Source organism: Mycolicibacterium sphagni (assembly GCF_002250655.1).
Classification (GTDB): Bacteria; Actinomycetota; Actinomycetes; order Mycobacteriales; family Mycobacteriaceae; genus Mycobacterium; species Mycobacterium sphagni.
In genome coordinates, this window is sequence record NZ_NOZR01000041.1 from 13709 (window position 1) to 30914 (window position 17206).

The 17206-nt window shown below is 68.3% G+C and carries 15 protein-coding genes; 11 read left to right on the forward strand and 4 right to left on the reverse strand.

What is annotated here, in order from left to right:
- The first annotated feature begins 32 nt into the window (after positions 1 to 32).
- Positions 33 to 437 (forward strand): Rv2175c family DNA-binding protein, encoded by a 405-nt coding sequence (locus CG716_RS28335; protein WP_094484471.1) that lies wholly within the window; start codon positions 33 to 35, stop codon positions 435 to 437.
- On the opposite strand, the gene CG716_RS28340 is transcribed toward CG716_RS28335, so the two are convergent.
- The 4 genes from CG716_RS28340 to CG716_RS28355 all read right to left on the reverse strand — a co-directional run bounded on the left by CG716_RS28340 (position 355) and on the right by CG716_RS28355 (position 4393).
- Positions 355 to 1908: an alpha-(1->6)-mannopyranosyltransferase A gene (locus CG716_RS28340; protein ID WP_094484472.1), complete on the reverse strand. Its 1554-nt coding sequence runs from the start codon at positions 1906 to 1908 to the stop codon at positions 355 to 357. The genes CG716_RS28335 and CG716_RS28340 overlap by 83 nt on opposite strands.
- 4 nt (positions 1909 to 1912) lie before the next feature.
- The gene (gene idsA2 / locus CG716_RS28345) at positions 1913 to 2971 is read right to left on the reverse strand and encodes a bifunctional (2E,6E)-farnesyl/geranyl diphosphate synthase (protein ID WP_094484473.1); all 1059 of its coding nucleotides are present in this window, start codon (positions 2969 to 2971) and stop codon (positions 1913 to 1915) included.
- Positions 2972 to 3083: 112 nt separating this feature from the next.
- A complete protein-coding gene (locus tag CG716_RS28350) occupies positions 3084 to 3770 on the reverse strand; it encodes an LppM family (lipo)protein (RefSeq protein ID WP_165774341.1) in 687 nt (228 codons plus the stop codon).
- Between the two features lie 23 nt (positions 3771 to 3793).
- Positions 3794 to 4393, reverse strand: coding sequence for a GNAT family N-acetyltransferase (locus tag CG716_RS28355; protein WP_165774345.1), 600 nt, complete (start codon positions 4391 to 4393; stop codon positions 3794 to 3796).
- A gap of 272 nt (positions 4394 to 4665) precedes the next feature.
- Here CG716_RS28355 and CG716_RS28360 point away from each other — a divergent pair, with 272 nt between their 5' ends.
- From CG716_RS28360 to ftsW, 10 genes are all read left to right on the forward strand, one after another.
- Complete coding sequence (locus tag CG716_RS28360) at positions 4666 to 5073, forward strand: SCO2097 family morphological protein (protein ID WP_094484485.1); 408 nt, start codon at positions 4666 to 4668, stop codon at positions 5071 to 5073.
- 284 nt (positions 5074 to 5357) lie between these two features.
- Positions 5358 to 5789, forward strand: a complete 432-nt coding sequence (mraZ, locus tag CG716_RS28365) for a division/cell wall cluster transcriptional repressor MraZ (protein WP_094484486.1) — start codon at positions 5358 to 5360, stop codon at positions 5787 to 5789.
- Entirely contained in the window at positions 5764 to 6966 is a 1203-nt protein-coding gene (gene rsmH / locus CG716_RS28370; protein ID WP_207760812.1) for a 16S rRNA (cytosine(1402)-N(4))-methyltransferase RsmH, read from the forward strand. The genes mraZ and rsmH overlap by 26 nt, the downstream gene beginning before the upstream one ends.
- Positions 6966 to 8099, forward strand: coding sequence for a cell division protein FtsL (gene ftsL, locus CG716_RS28375; RefSeq protein WP_094484475.1), 1134 nt, complete (start codon positions 6966 to 6968; stop codon positions 8097 to 8099). The genes rsmH and ftsL overlap by 1 nt, the downstream gene beginning before the upstream one ends.
- Complete coding sequence (locus tag CG716_RS28380) at positions 8096 to 10048, forward strand: peptidoglycan D,D-transpeptidase FtsI family protein (RefSeq protein ID WP_165774342.1); 1953 nt, start codon at positions 8096 to 8098, stop codon at positions 10046 to 10048. Before ftsL ends, CG716_RS28380 begins: the two co-directional genes overlap by 4 nt.
- Before the next feature lie 37 nt (positions 10049 to 10085).
- On the forward strand, positions 10086 to 11627 hold the full coding sequence (locus tag CG716_RS28385; protein ID WP_094484476.1) for a UDP-N-acetylmuramoyl-L-alanyl-D-glutamate--2,6-diaminopimelate ligase: 1542 nt from the start codon (positions 10086 to 10088) through the stop codon (positions 11625 to 11627).
- Complete coding sequence (locus CG716_RS28390) at positions 11624 to 13159, forward strand: UDP-N-acetylmuramoyl-tripeptide--D-alanyl-D-alanine ligase (RefSeq protein ID WP_094484477.1); 1536 nt, start codon at positions 11624 to 11626, stop codon at positions 13157 to 13159. The genes CG716_RS28385 and CG716_RS28390 overlap by 4 nt, the downstream gene beginning before the upstream one ends.
- Entirely contained in the window at positions 13156 to 14235 is a 1080-nt protein-coding gene (mraY, locus tag CG716_RS28395; protein WP_094484478.1) for a phospho-N-acetylmuramoyl-pentapeptide-transferase, read from the forward strand. The genes CG716_RS28390 and mraY overlap by 4 nt, the downstream gene beginning before the upstream one ends.
- 1 nt (position 14236) lies before the next feature.
- Entirely contained in the window at positions 14237 to 15709 is a 1473-nt protein-coding gene (gene murD / locus CG716_RS28400; protein ID WP_094484479.1) for a UDP-N-acetylmuramoyl-L-alanine--D-glutamate ligase, read from the forward strand.
- 5 nt (positions 15710 to 15714) lie between these two features.
- On the forward strand, positions 15715 to 17206 hold a 1492-nt coding region (ftsW, locus tag CG716_RS28405), incomplete at its 3' end, for a putative lipid II flippase FtsW (protein WP_165774343.1).

Genomic DNA, 17206 nt, shown 5'->3' on the forward strand with positions numbered 1-17206 from the left:
ATCCGCGGCCGTCGTCGCCCTAGACTGGGCGGGTGAGCAGCATTCCTGCCGGCGAAGATGTTCTGGATCGCGACGAGCCCCTCTACAACCTTCCGGAAGTCGCGGAGTTGTTGCGCGTACCGGTGACCAAGGTGCACCAGCACCTACGGGAAGGCCACCTGGTCGCCGTGCGGCGCGGCGGCATCCCGATGATTCCCAAGATCTTCCTCACCACGCACGGCGAAGTGGTCAAGAGCCTGCCCGGGTTGCTCGCGGTCCTGCGCGACGGCGGCTTTCACGAGACGGAGATCCTGCGCTGGCTGTTCACCGCTGACCCGTCGCTGACGATTACCCGGGACGGGGTTCGCGAGTCGATCAGCAATGCTCGCCCGGTTGATGCGCTGCACGCCCACCAGGCGCGCGAGGTGATTCGCCGCGCGCAGGCCATGGCTTACTGAGCGAGTACCAGGCCGCCACCGCGCACGCGGTGGCCAGCAGGACGTGGATCCACGAGTACATGCCGTGCGAGCCGTCCGGCTTGAAGATCACCATGATCCAGGTCGAGAACGCGGCGATCAGCGCGATCGCTGCGCGGGACTGTGCCAGTGTCGATATCACGGCCAGAGGCCACGTGTAATACCAGGGCAGCGCGGCGGGCACGAACAGCACCACCATCAGCATCGCCCACGCGATACCCATCAGTGCTTCGCGGTCGTCGTGGCGAAACCGCCACCACAGCAACGGAAGTGACACCGCGATGATGATGATTCCGGCGATGCGGGTGACGTCGAGCACGGCGTAGAAGTTCACCGGCAGGAACAGTCCGCCGATCGCGTTCGTGAGATTGGCGATTGCGGTCGGGATCGTCAGCCAGTTGATGATCTTCACCGAACCGGCCAGTGCTGTCAGCCAACCAAGGCCCACGCCGGCCACCCAGGACAGCACAGCGAACACCGCGACGAAGATGGCCACCGAGGCTGCCGTAGCGGTGGCGAAAGCCGCTAAGGCACCCATATTTCGCGATCCGCGCAGGTGGCGCATCCACACCCACACCATGAATGGCAAGGCCAGCACCGCGGTGGCCTTCACCGCGACCGCCACAGCGATCAACGCCGCACCGGCCGCATGGTGACGGGCGAACGTCAGCGCGATACCGGCCATCATCAGCCCGACCATCAGCATCTCGTTGTGCACGCCACCCATCAAATGGATGATCACCAGCGGGTTGAGCGCGCAAATCCACAGGGCCACCGCCCCGTTCGCGCCGATGTGGCGGGCCACACGGGGAGCCGCCCAGATCAACATCGCCAAACCTGGCAGCATGCACAGCCGCAACAGCATCGTGCCGGCCACCACGTGGTCGCCGACCAGGGTGGTGACGAAGCGGGCCACCAGGATGAACGCCGGCCCGTAAGGCGCGGTGGTGGTGGTCCATATCGGACTGACGTTGTCCAGCAACGAGTTCTGGTTTTCCACCGGCCCGACGGCGTACGGGTCGAAGCCGTCACGCAGCAGCGCGCCCTGAGCCAGATAGGAGTAGGTGTCGCGGCTGAACAGCGGAACGCTGAGTAGCAGTGGCGCCAGCCAGAACCCGGCGGTGGCGATCATCGCGTAGTCACTGAGCTTCCGTTCCGGCTCGATGACGCGCCGGCCTACCCACAGCCACGCTACGAGCATCAGCACCACGCCGCCCCACAGCAGCACCGAGGAGACCACCAGGCCGTGGCCGAATCGCAACCAGGACAGGTGGATCGACTCCAGCAGCGGATCGTGCTGGCGGGTGCTTCCCGCGCCCAGCCCGCCGAGCGTGATCAACATGGCACCGAGGAAACCGAGCAGCGCCGGGCGCCCCTCGTCGCCGGCGGCGAACGTCACCAGGCGCGCGAAGCCGGCGTGGGATTTCGGTGGGGTAGGTGCGATAGCGGACATGGGCCTAGGCGGAGCGGTTGGCGGCCAATCTGGCGAGCTCGGTCAGGCCGGCCTTGGCCGGTGCGTTGATCGGTGCGCTCGCCAGCAGGCCCAATGCGCGGTTGGTGAGCAGTTCGATGCGGGCTTCCACCGCGGCCAGCGCGCCGACCGACTCGATCACGTCGCACAGTTCACGTACCTCGACGTCGGTGAGTTCGGTGCCGATGCGGCTGCGCAGCCGCTCCGCACCGGCCGGATCGGTGCCTGCGGCCCGTTCCACCGCCTCGGCCAGCAGCACGGTGCGCTTACCGGAGCGCAAGTCGTCGCCGGAGGGTTTGCCGGTGACCGCGGGATCCCCGAACACGCCAAGGACATCGTCGCGCAGCTGGAACGCGACACCCAGGTCGGTGCCCAGCTCGTAGAAGAGGCGCTGCACGTCGGGGCGGTCGGCTGCGGCGGCCGCGCCCAGCTGCAGCGGACGCGAGATCGTGTAGGACGCGGTCTTGTAGGTGTTGACGTTCATCGCCGATTCGATCGACTCGGCGCCACTGGATTCGGCGACGATGTCGAGGTACTGGCCGCCGAGCACCTCGGTGCGGATGTCGGACCACACCCGCTGGATGCGGCGCTGATCGGCAACTGGCAGATCCACTCCGGCGACGATGTCGTCGGCCCACACCAGCGACAGGTCACCCAGCAGAATGGCCGCCGAGCGGCCGAACTGCTCGGACGAGCCGCGCCAGCCCTGGCTGCGGTGCAGTTCGGTGAAGTGGACGTGGGCGGTCGGCCAGCCGCGCCGGGTCGCCGAATCATCGATGACGTCGTCGTGCACCAGAGCGCAGGCGTGCAGCAGCTCCAGCGCCGAGAACAGCAGGAGTATCGCGTCGTCCACGCCCGCATCGGGCTCGGCGGTCACCGCGCGGTATCCCCAATAGGCGAACGCGGGCCGCACTCGTTTGCCACCGCGCAGGACGAAGTCCTCAAGAACGGCGATGAGCCCGTCGTAGTCGGTGCCGATGTAGGCGGCCTCAGCGCGCCGACCTGCCAGGTATCCCCGCAGTTGATCGGTGACGACGCCGGCCAGCTGGACGGCGGACGGAGCTACGGCTTCGACGCTCAGCGCGGCGCCCCTTTCTGTGAACGACGGTGGGTGAACCCAGAGTAGAGCGTCGGGGGTGGTTTGCCCTATCGAGCGGCTAGCTATCGGCCTGATCGGCGTTGGTGAATCGCGGCGAGCGGTCCCGGCTGACCCAGGCCAGCGTGCCGATCACGCCGCAGACCACCAGCGCCCCGAGCGCGAGCCAGAGCGCCGCGCCGGTGAACGACCGGGTGCTCGGGTCGGTGTAGCGGGCCTGGGCGCTCATCGTCGACACCACACCCGGCTTGAGTTTCCACTCGACCACGTCGCTGTCGAGCCGGTCGCCGTTGGTCGAGGTCACGTCGCCGGGGAAAGACACGGTCAGCTCGACGTCGGCATCGGGGTCGGTGACGGTGGTCAGGTCGACCCGGCCTTCGAGGATCACCAGATTGCCTGCCCGGCGCAGCGAGATGTCCACCCCGGCGGCCTCACGGTTGAGGTTGGCCAGCTGGGGCACCTCGGAGAAGCTCAGGTTCGAGAACACCGCCTCGGAGCCGACGTAGTCGTCCGTGTCGTACTTCGACACCGAGATCTTCTGGCTGAAGGGCACATTCAGGTCGAACTGCGGTCCCTGGTCGCTGGAATCGCGCGGTTTCGCCGCGGCGATGATCTGGCCGGAAACCTGGTCGTCTTGGGACACCGCGATCGAGGCGTGTACTCGCACGCAGCCGACCGCCAGTGGCGCCACGAGGAGCAGCAGTAACGCCAGGGCGCGCAGGCGCAGGCGGCGGGATCGGTCGCGCACGTGGGTATCGTGCCAGATTCGGGCTAAAGCGGGAGGCTGCGGCCCAGAATGGCGAACGCGCGCGGATCGCCGGCGAAGTGGTAGCCGCGGATGACGTCGGTGAATCCCAGCCGCCGGTACAGCCGCCAGGCGCGGTTGGCCTCGCCGATGATCTCCGGGGTGGACAGCAGCACGTGAGCTTCGCCGCGACCGGTCAGCAGCCGGCGGGCCAGCGCTTCGCCGAGTCCACGGCCCTGCGCGTTCGGGTGGATGTGCAGTTCAGTGAGCTCGAAATAACTGCTCATCAGCTGACTGATCTCGTCGGCAGGCATCCCAATCCGGTGCAGACCCGACACGACCTGCTGCTGCCACCACTGATCCGGAGCTCCGCAATAGCCGTAGGCGATTCCGAGCAGGGGAGCGGCGGCCACCTGCTCGGCGCTGGGCTGCTCGCCGGGCGGGGTATCGGTGTCGACGGCCGCGACGGCTTTCCAGCCGAGCCGACGGGTGTGCTCGAGCCACATCCCGGCCCGCTGGCCTTCGGTGCCCCGGGGGTAGCGCATGGCGTCGACGTACACGGTCAGAGCGTCGTGGAGGCGGCGCGCCATGTCATCGGGCGATAGGTCGATGAGGAAAGTCGCCAACGCCTCGATGCCCTTCGTCGTCTGCGGATCGGTCAGGGGTGCATCGCCATTATCGGTGCAGTCCTGACCCAACCTTGCTAGTGAGGTAATGACAGGCCTCTGACGTCGTAGTGGCGGGAACAGAACAACCCCTGGACACAGCTACAATCGGGTGAACCAACTAGGTGGTACGGCGCACCTTCAGCTCGTATCATTTGGTTAGTGGCCCGGTAATTGCTGGGCAGCCAAGTCTTATCGGAATCGTGACCGGCCGTGTCGGCAAGGAGGGACGAATGCCACTCTCCGATCATGAGCAGCGCATGCTCGATCAGATCGAGAGCGCTCTCTACGCCGAGGACCCCAAGTTCGCCTCGAGCGTCCGGGGCGGAACGCTGCGGGCGCCGTCCACGCGTCGGCGACTGCAGGGTGCCGGCCTGTTCGTGATCGGCCTGGCCATGCTGGTTGCCGGTGTTGCGTTCAAAGCCACCATGATCGGAAGCTTCCCGATCCTGTCGGTGGTCGGTTTCGTGATCATGTTCGGCGGCGTGGTATTCGCGATCACCGGTCCGCGCGTCGCCGGTGGGCGGGACAAGTCCGGCCCGTCCTCGTCGGGCGGCCAGCGGCAGCGCAAGGCCAAGGGCGGCGGCGGTTCGTTCACCAGCCGGATGGAGGATCGCTTCCGGCGTCGTTTCGACGAGTGACCGCGAAGTTCTCCCACACGGGGTAGCCATTCGGCTGCCCCGTTTTTTGTGTGCCTGGATGACCGCCCCACATCGCCCCACTGCGGGTTGACCTGGGCTTTTAGCGGCTTACACGCCCGTCGCCGGCGGCGAAATTTGCTTTCGGTGGCAGACAGTGGTGGAGACTGGCCGAAAACAAGCCATTGTGTGGAGCAAAGTGGGGGATTGTGGGGTATTGTGGCGTCTAACGGAGCGACGGCTCCGAGGGGCTAGGGCTCTAGTGGGTGTGAAGGGATGTGCGCAGCATGTTTCTCGGCACTTACACGCCCAAGCTCGACGACAAAGGGCGGCTGACACTGCCCGCCAAGTTTCGCGACGCACTGGCAGGAGGATTGATGGTCACCAAGAGTCAAGATCACAGCCTCGCCGTCTATCCGCGTGCGGAGTTCGAACAGCTGGCCCGGCGGGCGACGCAGACTTCGCGCAGCAATCCTGAGGCGCGTGCCTTCCTGCGTAACCTGGCGGCCGGCACCGATGAGCAGCACCCCGACTCCCAAGGCCGGATCACGCTGTCCGCCGATCATCGGCGCTACGCCAACCTGTCCAAGGACTGTGTGGTGATCGGCGCCGTCGACTTCCTCGAGATCTGGGACGCCCAGGCCTGGCAGGAATACCAAGAGACCCACGAAGAGAACTTCTCCGCGGCCAGCGATGAAGCACTTAGCGACATCATCTGAGCCGGCCGCTCCACCGGAGGCAGCCCGTGCATCGTGGCCTCTGCCCGAACCGACCCTGACGTACTTCCCCAACGCCAGGTTCGCGATCTCGGACAGGGACCTCGCTGCAGGGGCGCACGGTGCCTCAATCGGTGCGAGGGCGCACCGTGCCTCAATGCACCGTGACCTAACCGGAGGCCCCCTCGTGGTTGACGAATCCGACCACGGGCACGTTCCCGTCCTACTGGACCGTTGCGTCGAGATCCTGGCCCCCGCGCTGAGCCGACCGGGGGCCGTTCTCGTCGACGGCACCTTGGGCGCCGGGGGCCATGCTGAGCGCTTCCTGACCGAATTCCCCGAGCTGCGCCTGATCGGCCTGGACCGCGACCCGGGCGCGCTGGCGATCGCCGGGGCACGGCTGGCCGCGTTCGGCGACCGGGCCACCCTGGTCCACACCCGGTATGACGGGATCGCCGACGCGCTCACCGAAGCCGGTTGCGCGACAACGGACTCGATCGACGGCGTGCTGCTCGACCTCGGGGTCTCCTCGATGCAGCTCGACCAGACTGAGCGCGGGTTCTCCTACTCCAAGGACGCTCCGCTGGACATGCGGATGGACACCGATGCCCCACTGACCGCGGCCGAGATCCTCAACACCTATGACCGCGCCGAGCTGACCGACATTCTGCGCCGCTTCGGTGAGGAGAAATTCGCCCACCGGATCGCCGGCCTGATCGTCGAGCGCCGCCAGCAGGCACCGCTGAGTACCACCAGCGAACTCGTCGAGATCATCTACCGCGGAATCCCCGCGCCAGCCCGGCGGACGGGCGGCCACCCTGCCAAGCGGACCTTCCAGGCGCTGCGGATCGCGGTCAACGGCGAGCTGGACTCGCTGGAGGCGGCGCTGCCCGCGGCGCTGGCGGCGCTGCGGACCGACGGGCGCATCGTGGTGATGTCGTATCAGTCGCTGGAAGACCGGATCGTGAAGACCACCTTCGCGGCGGCCACAGCTTCCCGCTCGCCGGAGGGCCTGCCGGTCGAATTGCCCGGATATGAGCCGGATTTCAGCGCGATCACGCGTGGTGCCGAACGCGCCGACGCCGTGGAAATCGAACGTAATCCGCGTAGTGCACCGGTCCGGCTGCGGGCGCTGCAACGTGTGACGACAGCTAGTCCGCGACGGGGAGGAAAGAGCTGATGAAGGTGGGACGAAGGCCAGCTGGCCCGTCGGATCGTGGAGATGCCAAGGGGGATACCAAAAAGGCCGCCAAGGTCGCCGTGAAAGGCGTGGCCAAGAAGGGGACGGCCAAGAGCAAGGCCGGTACCACCACGGCGCGCCGCCGCGGTGCCGACAGCCCGGCACGGTCCGGACGCGCGTCGGCTCGCAGGCCCCATGAGCCGCGCGCGCTGAAGCAGGGACCCCAGACGGCACCTGTCGCCCGGCCGGCGGAACGCCCGGCGCGAGCCAAGAACGTCAGCCAGGCCAAGGCCCGCGCGAAGGCACGTAAGGCCAAGGCTCCCAGGGTTGTTCGGCTGCCACTGCGCGAGAGGATTCTCGCCCGGCTGGCCAACATCGAGCTGCGTCCGCAGGCGCTGCTGACCAAGGTCCCGTTCGTGGTCTTGGTGATCGGGTCACTGGGTCTCGGACTGGCCGTCACTCTATGGCTGTCCACCGATGCCGCGCAGCGGTCCTATCAGCTGGGTACCGCTCGTTCGACCAATCAGGCGTTGTCCCAGCAGAAGGAAGCGCTCGAGCGTGACGTGCTGGAAGCCGAATCCGCGCCCGCCCTGGCGGAGTCCGCGCGCAATCTGGGCATGATCCCTTCCAAGGACACCGCGCACCTGGTGCAGGACCTGAACGGTAACTGGACCGTGGTCGGCAAGCCGAAGCCCGCCGAAGGGGCGCCGCCGCCTCCGCTGAACAACAAGCTGCCGGACGACAAGCCACAACCCCCGGCCGCGCCTGCACCGCCCGCGGCTCCCGCGCCGAAGCCGGGGAGTTCACCGGAGGTTCCGGTGCGTGTCGTACCGACCCCGCTGGGTGCACTGCCGTTCAATGGTGCTGTGACGCTGCCGCCCGGAACTGTCCTGCCGCCTGGAACGGTCTTGTCGCCGGGAGCGGTTTTGCCGCCCCTGCCGGGAGTGTCGACTCAGACGGGCCAACTCGCGGTGCCGGCTCAGGCTCCGGTGCCCGGCGCGGTGACGCTACCCGCTCCGGCCGCTGAGGTCCCGACCGTGCCACCGCCCGCACCTGCTGACGCCGCTCCGCCTGCGTTGACCCCTGACGTTCCTCCCGCGGCGCCGGTCACGCCCGCCGGAGCCGGGCAGTGAGCCGGCGCGTCAAATCTGACCGGTCGAGCACCGGCCCCAGCGCCGCCAAGCGCACGCGTACCAAGGCGGTCAAGGCCCAGCCCGAGGCCGGCCCTGGCCGCCCGGCCAAATCCCGGCGTACCCGCGAGCTGATTGAAAGTAGCAGCCGGACAGCATCATTCGTGTTCCGCCACCGGGCGGGCAATATCGTCATCTTCATCGCGCTTGCGGTGGCTGCCGTCCAGCTGTTCAACCTGCAGGTGCCCCAAGCCGCTGGCCTACGTGCCGAGGCGGCCGGTCAGCTCAAGGTGACCGATGTCGAAAAAGCCGTTCGCGGAAGCATTGTTGACCGCAATTTTGACAAGCTGGCCTTCACTATCGAGGCCAGGGCACTGACCTTCCAGCCGGTCAAGATCCGCAAGCAACTGGCCGACGCGAAGGAGAAGTCGCCCGCCGCACCGGATCCCGACAAGCGGCTGACGCAGATCGCCACCGAGGTGGCGGGCAAGCTCAACAACAGCCCAGACGCGGCCACTCTGCTGAAGAAGCTGCGCAGCAACGAGACCTTCGTCTATCTGGCGCGCGCTGTGGACCCGGGTATCGCCGACGCCATCATCAAGAAGTTCCCCGAGGTTGGCGCCGAACGTCAGGATCTGCGTCAATACCCCGGTGGCGCACTGGCGGCCAACATCGTCGGCGGCATCGACTGGGACGGCCACGGCCTGCTCGGGCTCGAGGATTCGATGGACTCGAAGCTCTCCGGCACCGACGGCTCCATCACCTACGACCGCGGATCCGACGGCGTCGTGATCCCCGGCAGCTACCGCAACAAGCACGACGCAGTCAACGGTTCCACCGTGCAGCTCACGCTCGACGACGACATCCAGTACTACGTCCAACAGCAGGTCCAGCTCGCCAAGGACGCCTCCGGTGCCAAGAACGTCTCCGCGGTGGTGCTCGACGCGAAAACCGGTGAAGTGCTGGCCATGTCGAACGACAACACCTTCGACCCCAGCCAGGACATCGGGCGCCAGCAGGACAAGCAGATGGGCAACCTCCCGGTCACGTCGCCCTACGAGCCCGGCTCGGTGAACAAGATCGTCACTGCCTCCTCGGTCATCGAATACGGCCTGTCGAACCCCGACGAGGTGCTTCAGGTGCCGGGGTCGATCAACATGGGTGGCGTCACCGTTCACGATGCCTGGAATCACGGCGTGATGCCGTACACCACCACCGGCGTCTTCGGGAAGTCCTCCAACGTAGGCACCCTGATGCTGGCCCAGCGGGTCGGGCCGCAGCGCTACTACGACATGCTCGGCAAGTTCGGGCTCGGTCAGCGCACCAACGTCGGCCTGCCCGGCGAGAGCTCCGGGCTGGTTCCGCCGATCGATCAGTGGTCGGGCAGCACGTTCTCCAACCTGCCCATCGGGCAAGGCCTTTCAATGACGCTGCTGCAGATGACTGACATCTATCAGACCATCGCCAATGACGGGGTCCGTATCCCGCCGCGGATCATCAAGGCCACCATCGCCGCGGACGGGACCCGCACCGAGGAGCCGAAACCTGCCGGTATTCAAGTCGTTTCGCCGGAGACCGCTCGCACCGTGCGCAATATGTTCCGCGCGATCGTCCAGCGCGATCCCATGGGGTACCAGCAGGGCACCGGCCCGGCCGCCGCCGTCGACGGCTACCAGATCGCCGGCAAGACCGGCACCGCCCAGCAGATCAACCCGGCCTGCGGCTGCTACTACAGCGACGTGTACTGGATCACGTTCGCCGGCATGGCGCCCGCCGACGATCCCCGCTACGTCGTCGGCATCATGATGGACGCCCCGCACCGCGCCGCCGACGGTTCGCCCGGATCCTCGGCCGCGCCGCTGTTCCACAACATCGCCGCCTGGCTGCTGCAACGGCAGAACGTGCCGCTGTCGGCCGATCCCGGCCCGCCGCTGATCCTGCAGGCCACATAGCCGGTTGACGCCGGCCGCTGGGTAGGGTGACAACCCGATGAACAATGCCCTGCGGCCAAGCGCCACCCCGGCGCTGACCTTGCCGACGCTGGCCGCCCGGGCCGGCGCGGAACCCGCCGCCGGTGGCGTTGTCCCCGACATCCGGATCACCGGCGTCACCCTGCGCGGCCAGGAGGCAATGGCCGGTGACCTGTTCGCCGCCCTGCCGGGGTCCTCTTCGCACGGCGCGGAATACACCGCCATGGCCATCGAGAGCGGTGCCGTCGCGGTGCTCACCGACACCGACGGTGCCGCCGTGATCCACCGACGGTTCGGTGAACCGGCGCCCGTCCCGGTCCTCGTCCATCCGACACCCCGCGCGGTACTCGGTGAACTGGCGGCAGCGGTCTACGGGCACCCCTCGGATCGGGTGGTTGTCCTGGGTGTCACCGGCACCTCGGGCAAAACCACCACCACCCACTTGATCGAGGCCGGCCTGCAGTCGGCCGAACGTACGCCTGGCCTCATCGGCACCGTCGGCGTCCGGATCGCCGGGGCCGACGTGCCGAGCGCGCTGACCACCCCGGAAGCCCCGGCGTTGCAGGCGCTGCTGGCCGTGATGGCCGAACGCGGCGTGGACACCGCCGTCATGGAGGTCTCCAGCCACGCTCTCGAACTCGGCCGCACCGACGGCATCCGCTTCGCGGTCGGCGGATTCACCAACCTCTCGCGGGACCACCTCGACTTCCACCCGACGATGGAGGCCTACTTCGAGGCCAAGGCCCGGTTGTTCGACCCCGCCTCTGCCGCGCACGCCGCCGTGTCGGTGATCTGTGTCGACGACGACGCCGGGCGCGAGATGGCCCGTCGCGCCGCGGACGCCGTGACGGTGTCGACCGACGGGCACCGGGCGGATTGGCGGGCCGAGGCCATCGAGGTGCTCGACGGTGGCGGACAGGAGTTCACCGCGGTGGACCCGGCCGGCGTGCACCACCGGTTGCGGATCCGGCTGCCGGGCCGCTACAACGTCGCCAACGCGCTGCTGGCCCTGGCCATGCTGGACGCCGTCGGGGTGTCGCCCGAACAAGCCGCGCCGGGTCTGCGGGACGCGTCGGTGCCCGGCCGGCTGGAAGCTATCGAGCGCGGCCAGGACTTCCTGGCCGTCGTCGACTATGCGCACAAGCCTGGCGCGCTCGAAGCGGTGCTGGGGACCCTCAAACGTCCGCAGGGCCGGTTGGCGGTGGTGTTCGGCGCCGGTGGTGACCGTGACCCCGGCAAGCGAGAACCCATGGGCCGCATCGCCGCCGAAGTAGCCGACCTGGTCGTCATTACCGATGACAACCCGCGCGACGAGGATCCCGCGACGATCCGGGCGGCCATCCTGGCCGGGGCCGGACAGGCCGGTCGGGCAGACGTCGTCGAGATCGGCGACCGGCGCGCGGCGATCCGGCATGCCGTGGCCTGGGCCCGTACCGGCGACGTCGTGGTGATTGCGGGCAAGGGCCACGAGAAGGGTCAGACCGCCGCCGGACAGACCCGGCCGTTCGACGACCGCGCCGAACTCGCCGCCGCACTCGAGGAACGCGAGGCGGGCCGATGATCGCGCTGACCGTGGCCCAGATAGCCGAGATCGTCGGCGGCCGGCTAGCCGATATCACGGTCGACGAAGCCGCCGAGCGGACGATCACCGGCACCGTCGAGTTCGATTCGCGGGCGCTCACCTCTGGCGGCCTGTTTCTGGCGCTGCCGGGGGCGCGGTCCGACGGCCATGACTTCGCCGCCGCCGCTGTCGAATCCGGTGCCGCAGCAGTGCTGGCCGCGCGCCCGGTCGGCGTGCCGGCGATCGTCGTGCCGCCGGCTGCGGCTGCCGACGCCAACGCCGGCGTCCTCGAACACGACGTCGACGGCTCCGGTGCGGCGGTGCTGGCCGCACTGGCCAAGCTGGCTGCGGCGGTGGCCTCCGAACTGGTGGCCGGTGGCCTGACGATCGTCGGAGTCACCGGATCGTCAGGCAAGACGTCGACGAAGGATCTGATCGCCGCGGTGCTGCGGCCGCTCGGTGAGGTGATCGCCCCGCCGGGTTCGTTCAACAATGAGCTTGGCCTGCCGTGGACGGTGCTGCGGGCCACCGGCACCACCGACTATCTGGTGCTGGAGATGTCGGCCCGCCATCCCGGCAACATCGCCGCACTCGCGGCCATCGCCCCGCCGTCGATCGCGGTGGTGCTCAATGTCGGCACTGCCCACCTGGGTGAGTTCGGCTCCCGTGAGATCATCGCGGCGACCAAAGGTGAACTGGTACAAGCAGTTCCGGCCGCCGGTGTGGCGATCCTCAACGCCGACGACCCGATGGTCGCCGCGATGGCGGACAAGACCGCCGCGCGGGTGGTGCGGGTCGGGCAATCCGCGACGGCCGATATCCGCGCCGTCGACATCGACCTCGACGACCTGGCCCGGCCGCGATTCACACTGGTCGCCCCGGCGGGCTCTGTTGAGGTGCAACTGGCCGTGCACGGCGAGCATCAGGTTGGCAATGCGCTGTCCGCGGCGGCGGTGGCTCTCGAATGTGGGGCGACACCCGCGCAGGTGGCGACCGCGCTGGCGGGCGCGGGCCCGGCGTCGCGGCACCGTATGGAGGTGCACACCAGAGCCGACGGGGTCACCGTCGTCAACGACGCCTACAACGCCAACCCGGACTCGATGAAGGCCGGTCTGCAGGCGCTGGCGGTGATGGCTCGCAAGAACGGCAGCGGCCGTAGTTGGGCGGTGCTCGGTGAGATGGGTGAGCTGGGGGATGAGTCGATAACCGAGCATGATCGTGTCGGTCGACTCGCGGTGCGCTTAGATATCAGTCGACTCGTCGTCGTCGGAACCGGGAGGACCATGAACGCCATGCACCACGGGGCGGTCATGGAGGGATCCTGGGGTTCGGAATCCACCATGGTCGACGACGCCGACGCTGCACTGGAGTTGTTGCGCGCTGAGCTGCAGCCCGGTGACGTCGTATTGGTAAAGGCGTCGAACGCGGCAGGACTGGGGTCGCTGGCCGAAGCGCTGTTGGACGCCGAGCCGACGGTGCGGCCGAGGGGCGAGGCCCAGGACGAGCGAGGCAATCGGGACGGCGGCGCATGAGACTGATCCTCATTGCCGTCGGTATCGCGCTGGCGGTGTCGATTCTGCTGACGCCGGCGCTGATCAAGCTGTTCACCCGCCAGGGTCTGGGCCACGAGATCCGTGAGGACGGCCCGCCGAGCCACAAGACCAAGCGTGGCACGCCGTCGATGGGCGGTGTGGCGATCCTGGCCGGTATCTGGGCCGGCTACTTCGGCACGCACCTGGTGGGCCTGGCCCTCGGTGGTGACGGCCCGTCGGCCTCCGGGCTGCTGGTGCTGGGGCTGGCCACCGCGCTGGGCGCGGTCGGCTTCGTCGACGACCTCATAAAGATCCGGCGGTCGCGCAACCTTGGCTTGAACAAGACTGCCAAGACGGTCGGGCAGCTCACGGCGGCTGTGCTGTTCGGCATCCTGGTGCTGCAGTTCCGCAACTCCGACGGGCTCACCCCCGGCAGTCCCGAGCTGTCCTACGTGCGAGAGATCGCCACCGTCACCCTGAGTTCGGTGCTGTTCGTACTGTTCTGCGTGGTCGTGGTCAGTGCCTGGTCCAATGCCGTGAACTTCACCGACGGTCTCGACGGGCTGGCCGGCGGCAGCATGGCCATGGTCAGCGCCGCCTATGTACTGATCACGTTCTGGCAGTACCGCAATGCCTGCGCCACTGCCCCCGGGCTGGGCTGCTACAACGTGCGTGACCCGCTGGACCTGGCGATACTGGCCGCCGCGACCGCCGGGGCCTGCATCGGCTTCCTGTGGTGGAACGCCGCGCCGGCCAAGATCTTCATGGGTGACACCGGGTCGCTGGCACTCGGGGGCATGATCGCCGGACTGTCGGTCACCAGCCGCACCGAGGTGCTGGCGGTGGTGCTGGGCGCACTGTTCGTCGCCGAGGTGACCTCGGTGGTCGTGCAGATCCTGGCCTTCCGAACTACGGGGCGCCGGGTGTTTCGAATGGCACCGTTCCACCACCACTTCGAGCTGGTCGGCTGGGCCGAGACGACGGTGATCATCCGGTTCTGGCTGCTCACTGCGATCGCCTGCGGGCTCGGCGTCGCCCTCTTCTATGGCGAGTGGCTGTCGGCCATCGGAGCCTGACATGCAGCCCGGCCTCGAGCCGCTGACCTCGGGAGCGCAGGTGCTGGTGACCGGCGCCCGGGTCACCGGGCGCGCGGTGGTGGCGGCGCTGGCCTCCTTCGATGTGCACATCAGCGTCTGCGACGACAACGCCGATATGCTGAAAGCATTGGCGGACAACGGTATTCACACCGTCGCGCCCGCTGATGCCGTCGCCGCGATCAGCGATTTCGCACTGGTGGTCACCAGCCCGGGCTTTCCGCCGGGTGCCCCGGTGCTCGCCGCGGCGGCCGCCGCGGGGATTCCGATCTGGGGTGACGTCGAGCTGGCGTGGCGTCTGGACGCCGCCGGGCACTACGGGCCGCCACGGCGATGGCTGGTGGTCACCGGCACCAACGGCAAGACCACCACCACCTCGATGTTGCATGCCATGCTGGTCGCCGACGGGCGCCGGGCGGTGTTGTGCGGCAACATCGGCGACCCGGTGCTCGATGTGCTCGAGCAGCCGGCCGACGTGCTGGCCGTGGAACTGTCCAGCTTCCAGCTGTTCTGGGCGCCATCGCTGCGCCCCGAGGCGGGCGCGGTGCTCAACGTCGCCGAAGACCACCTCGATTGGCATGGCGGTTTCGAGGCGTACGCCGCGGCCAAGGCAGGCGCGCTGGCCGGGCGGGTGGCTGTCGTCGGGCTCGATGACGGTCCGGCCGCCGCGCTGCTGCCGAGCGCACCCGCCTCGGTGAAGACGGGCTTCCGGCTCGGGGAGCCGGCCGCGGGGGAGTTGGGAGTACGCGACGGGATGCTCGTCGACCGGGCTTTCGGCGATGACTCCGATGACGTCGTACTGGCACCGATCACTTCCATTTCAGTCGCCGGGCCGGTCGGTGTGCTCGACGCGCTGGGCGCGGCCGCCCTGGCCCGGGCGGTCGGCGTCGAACCGGCCTCGATTGCCAACGCGCTGGCCCGCTTTCAGGTCGGCCGGCACCGCGCCGAACGGGTGGCCGTCGTCGACGGCGTCACCTACGTCGACGATTCCAAGGCCACTAACCCGCACGCCGCCCAGGCGTCGCTGCTGGCTTACCCGCGGGTGGTGTGGGTGGCCGGTGGGCTGCTCAAGGGGGCTTCTGTCGATGACATGGTCGCTGCGGTCGCAGACCGGCTGGTAGGGGCAGTGTTGATCGGCCGCGACCGCGCGGTGGTTGCCGAGGCGTTATCGCGACACGCGCCCGATGTCCCCGTCATCGAGCTGGTGACGCGGGAGGATGCTGTGGTGCATGAGACCAATGAGTCGGATGTTACTCATGAGACTCGAGTGGTCGACGCCTCCGGTCCTGGCCTGGGTGCCCGGGTGATGACCGAGGTCGTCGCCGCTGCCGCCAGCCTCGCACGGACCGGTGACACGGTGCTGCTGGCCCCGGCCGGTGCGTCGTTCGACCAGTTCGCCGGCTACGCCGACCGTGGCGACACGTTCGCCGCCGCCGTGCGCGCCGTGGCCCGGTAGTCGCCATGGCCAAGATGCTGTCCCGGCTGCGCCGGCGTGGTTCGGCGCAAACCCCGGACGTCGCCGACACCTCCGAAGCCACCGATACCGCCCAGGGCGCCGAAGTCGATGTCGTCGATGCCGCCGGGGCTCCCGCCGATGACACCACCGAGCCCGTCGCGACCGCCGAGGCAGCGGCCAAGCACCGGTTCGGGGTTCCTCGCAAATTCGGGACCTGGCTGGGCCGGCCGATGACGTCGTTCCACCTCATCGTCTCGGTGGCCGCCCTGCTCGTCTCGCTGGGCCTGATCATGGTGCTGTCCGCGTCGGGTGTGCACTCCTACGACGAGGACGGCTCGCCGTGGGCGATCTTCGGCCGCCAGGTCCTGTGGACCATCGTGGGTCTGGTCGGATTCTGGATCGCCGTGCGGATGCCCGTGAGTTTCCTGCGCAACACCGCGTTCGCCGGGTTCGCCATCACCGTCGTCATGCTGGTACTGGTGCTGATCCCCGGTATCGGCCACGAATCCAATGGCGCCCGAGGCTGGTTCGTGGTGGCGGGCCTGTCGATGCAACCCTCGGAGCTCACCAAGATCGCGTTCGCCATCTGGGGCGCGCACATCCTGGCGACCCGGCGCATGGAGCAGGCGTCGCTGCGCGAGATGCTGATCCCGCTGATCCCCGCCGCGGTGATCGCGCTGGCGCTGATCGTCGCCCAGCCCGACCTCGGTCAGACCGTGTCGATGGGCATCATCCTGCTGGCCCTGCTCTGGTACGCCGGCCTCCCGTTGAAGGTGTTCGTCAGCTCACTGCTGGCTGCGGTCGGTGCCGCCGCCGTGCTGGCGGTCTCAGAGGGCTACCGCTCCGACCGGGTGCGGTCCTGGCTGGACCCCGGCGCTGACGCCCAAGGCTCGGGTTACCAGGCACGCCAGGCCAAGTTCGCGCTGGCCAACGGCGGTGTGTTCGGCGACGGCCTGGGTCAGGGCACCGCGAAATGGAACTACCTGCCCAACGCCCACAACGACTTCATCTTCGCGATCATCGGTGAGGAGCTCGGATTCGTCGGCGCCTTCGGGTTGCTCGCGTTGTTCGGACTGTTCGGCTACACCGGCATGCGGATCGCGAAACGCTCGGCCGACCCGTTCCTGCGGTTGCTGACTGCTGCCGCCACCATGTGGGTGGTCGGTCAGGTCTTCATCAACGTGGGCTACGTCATCGGCCTGCTACCTGTGACCGGCATTCAGTTGCCGCTCATCTCGGCCGGTGGAACATCAACGGCGACAACGCTGTTCATGATCGGGCTGATGGCGAACGCCGCGCGGCACGAACCCGAGGCGGTCGCCGCGCTGCGTGCCGGCCGCGAGGACCGGATGAACCGGGTGCTGCGGCTGCCGCTGCCCGAGGCCTACGTGCCCTCGCGGGTGGAGGTGCTGCGCGACCGGTTGCGCACCAAGCCGGGCGACAAGGCGGCCAAACCCGCCAAGCCGGCCCGCCCACCCCGGCAGGCCGCCAAGAAAC

Coding starts and splice junctions, on each gene's coding strand:
- CG716_RS28340 (WP_094484472.1), bottom strand. CDS start 1,908: ATGTCCGCTATCGCACCTACCCCACCGAAATCCCACGCCGGCTTCGCG.
- CG716_RS28360 (WP_094484485.1), top strand. CDS start 4,666: ATGCCACTCTCCGATCATGAGCAGCGCATGCTCGATCAGATCGAGAGC.
- mraZ (WP_094484486.1), top strand. CDS start 5,358: ATGTTTCTCGGCACTTACACGCCCAAGCTCGACGACAAAGGGCGGCTG.
- rsmH (WP_207760812.1), top strand. CDS start 5,764: ATGAAGCACTTAGCGACATCATCTGAGCCGGCCGCTCCACCGGAGGCA.
- ftsL (WP_094484475.1), top strand. CDS start 6,966: ATGAAGGTGGGACGAAGGCCAGCTGGCCCGTCGGATCGTGGAGATGCC.
- CG716_RS28385 (WP_094484476.1), top strand. CDS start 10,086: ATGAACAATGCCCTGCGGCCAAGCGCCACCCCGGCGCTGACCTTGCCG.
- CG716_RS28390 (WP_094484477.1), top strand. CDS start 11,624: ATGATCGCGCTGACCGTGGCCCAGATAGCCGAGATCGTCGGCGGCCGG.
- mraY (WP_094484478.1), top strand. CDS start 13,156: ATGAGACTGATCCTCATTGCCGTCGGTATCGCGCTGGCGGTGTCGATT.
- murD (WP_094484479.1), top strand. CDS start 14,237: ATGCAGCCCGGCCTCGAGCCGCTGACCTCGGGAGCGCAGGTGCTGGTG.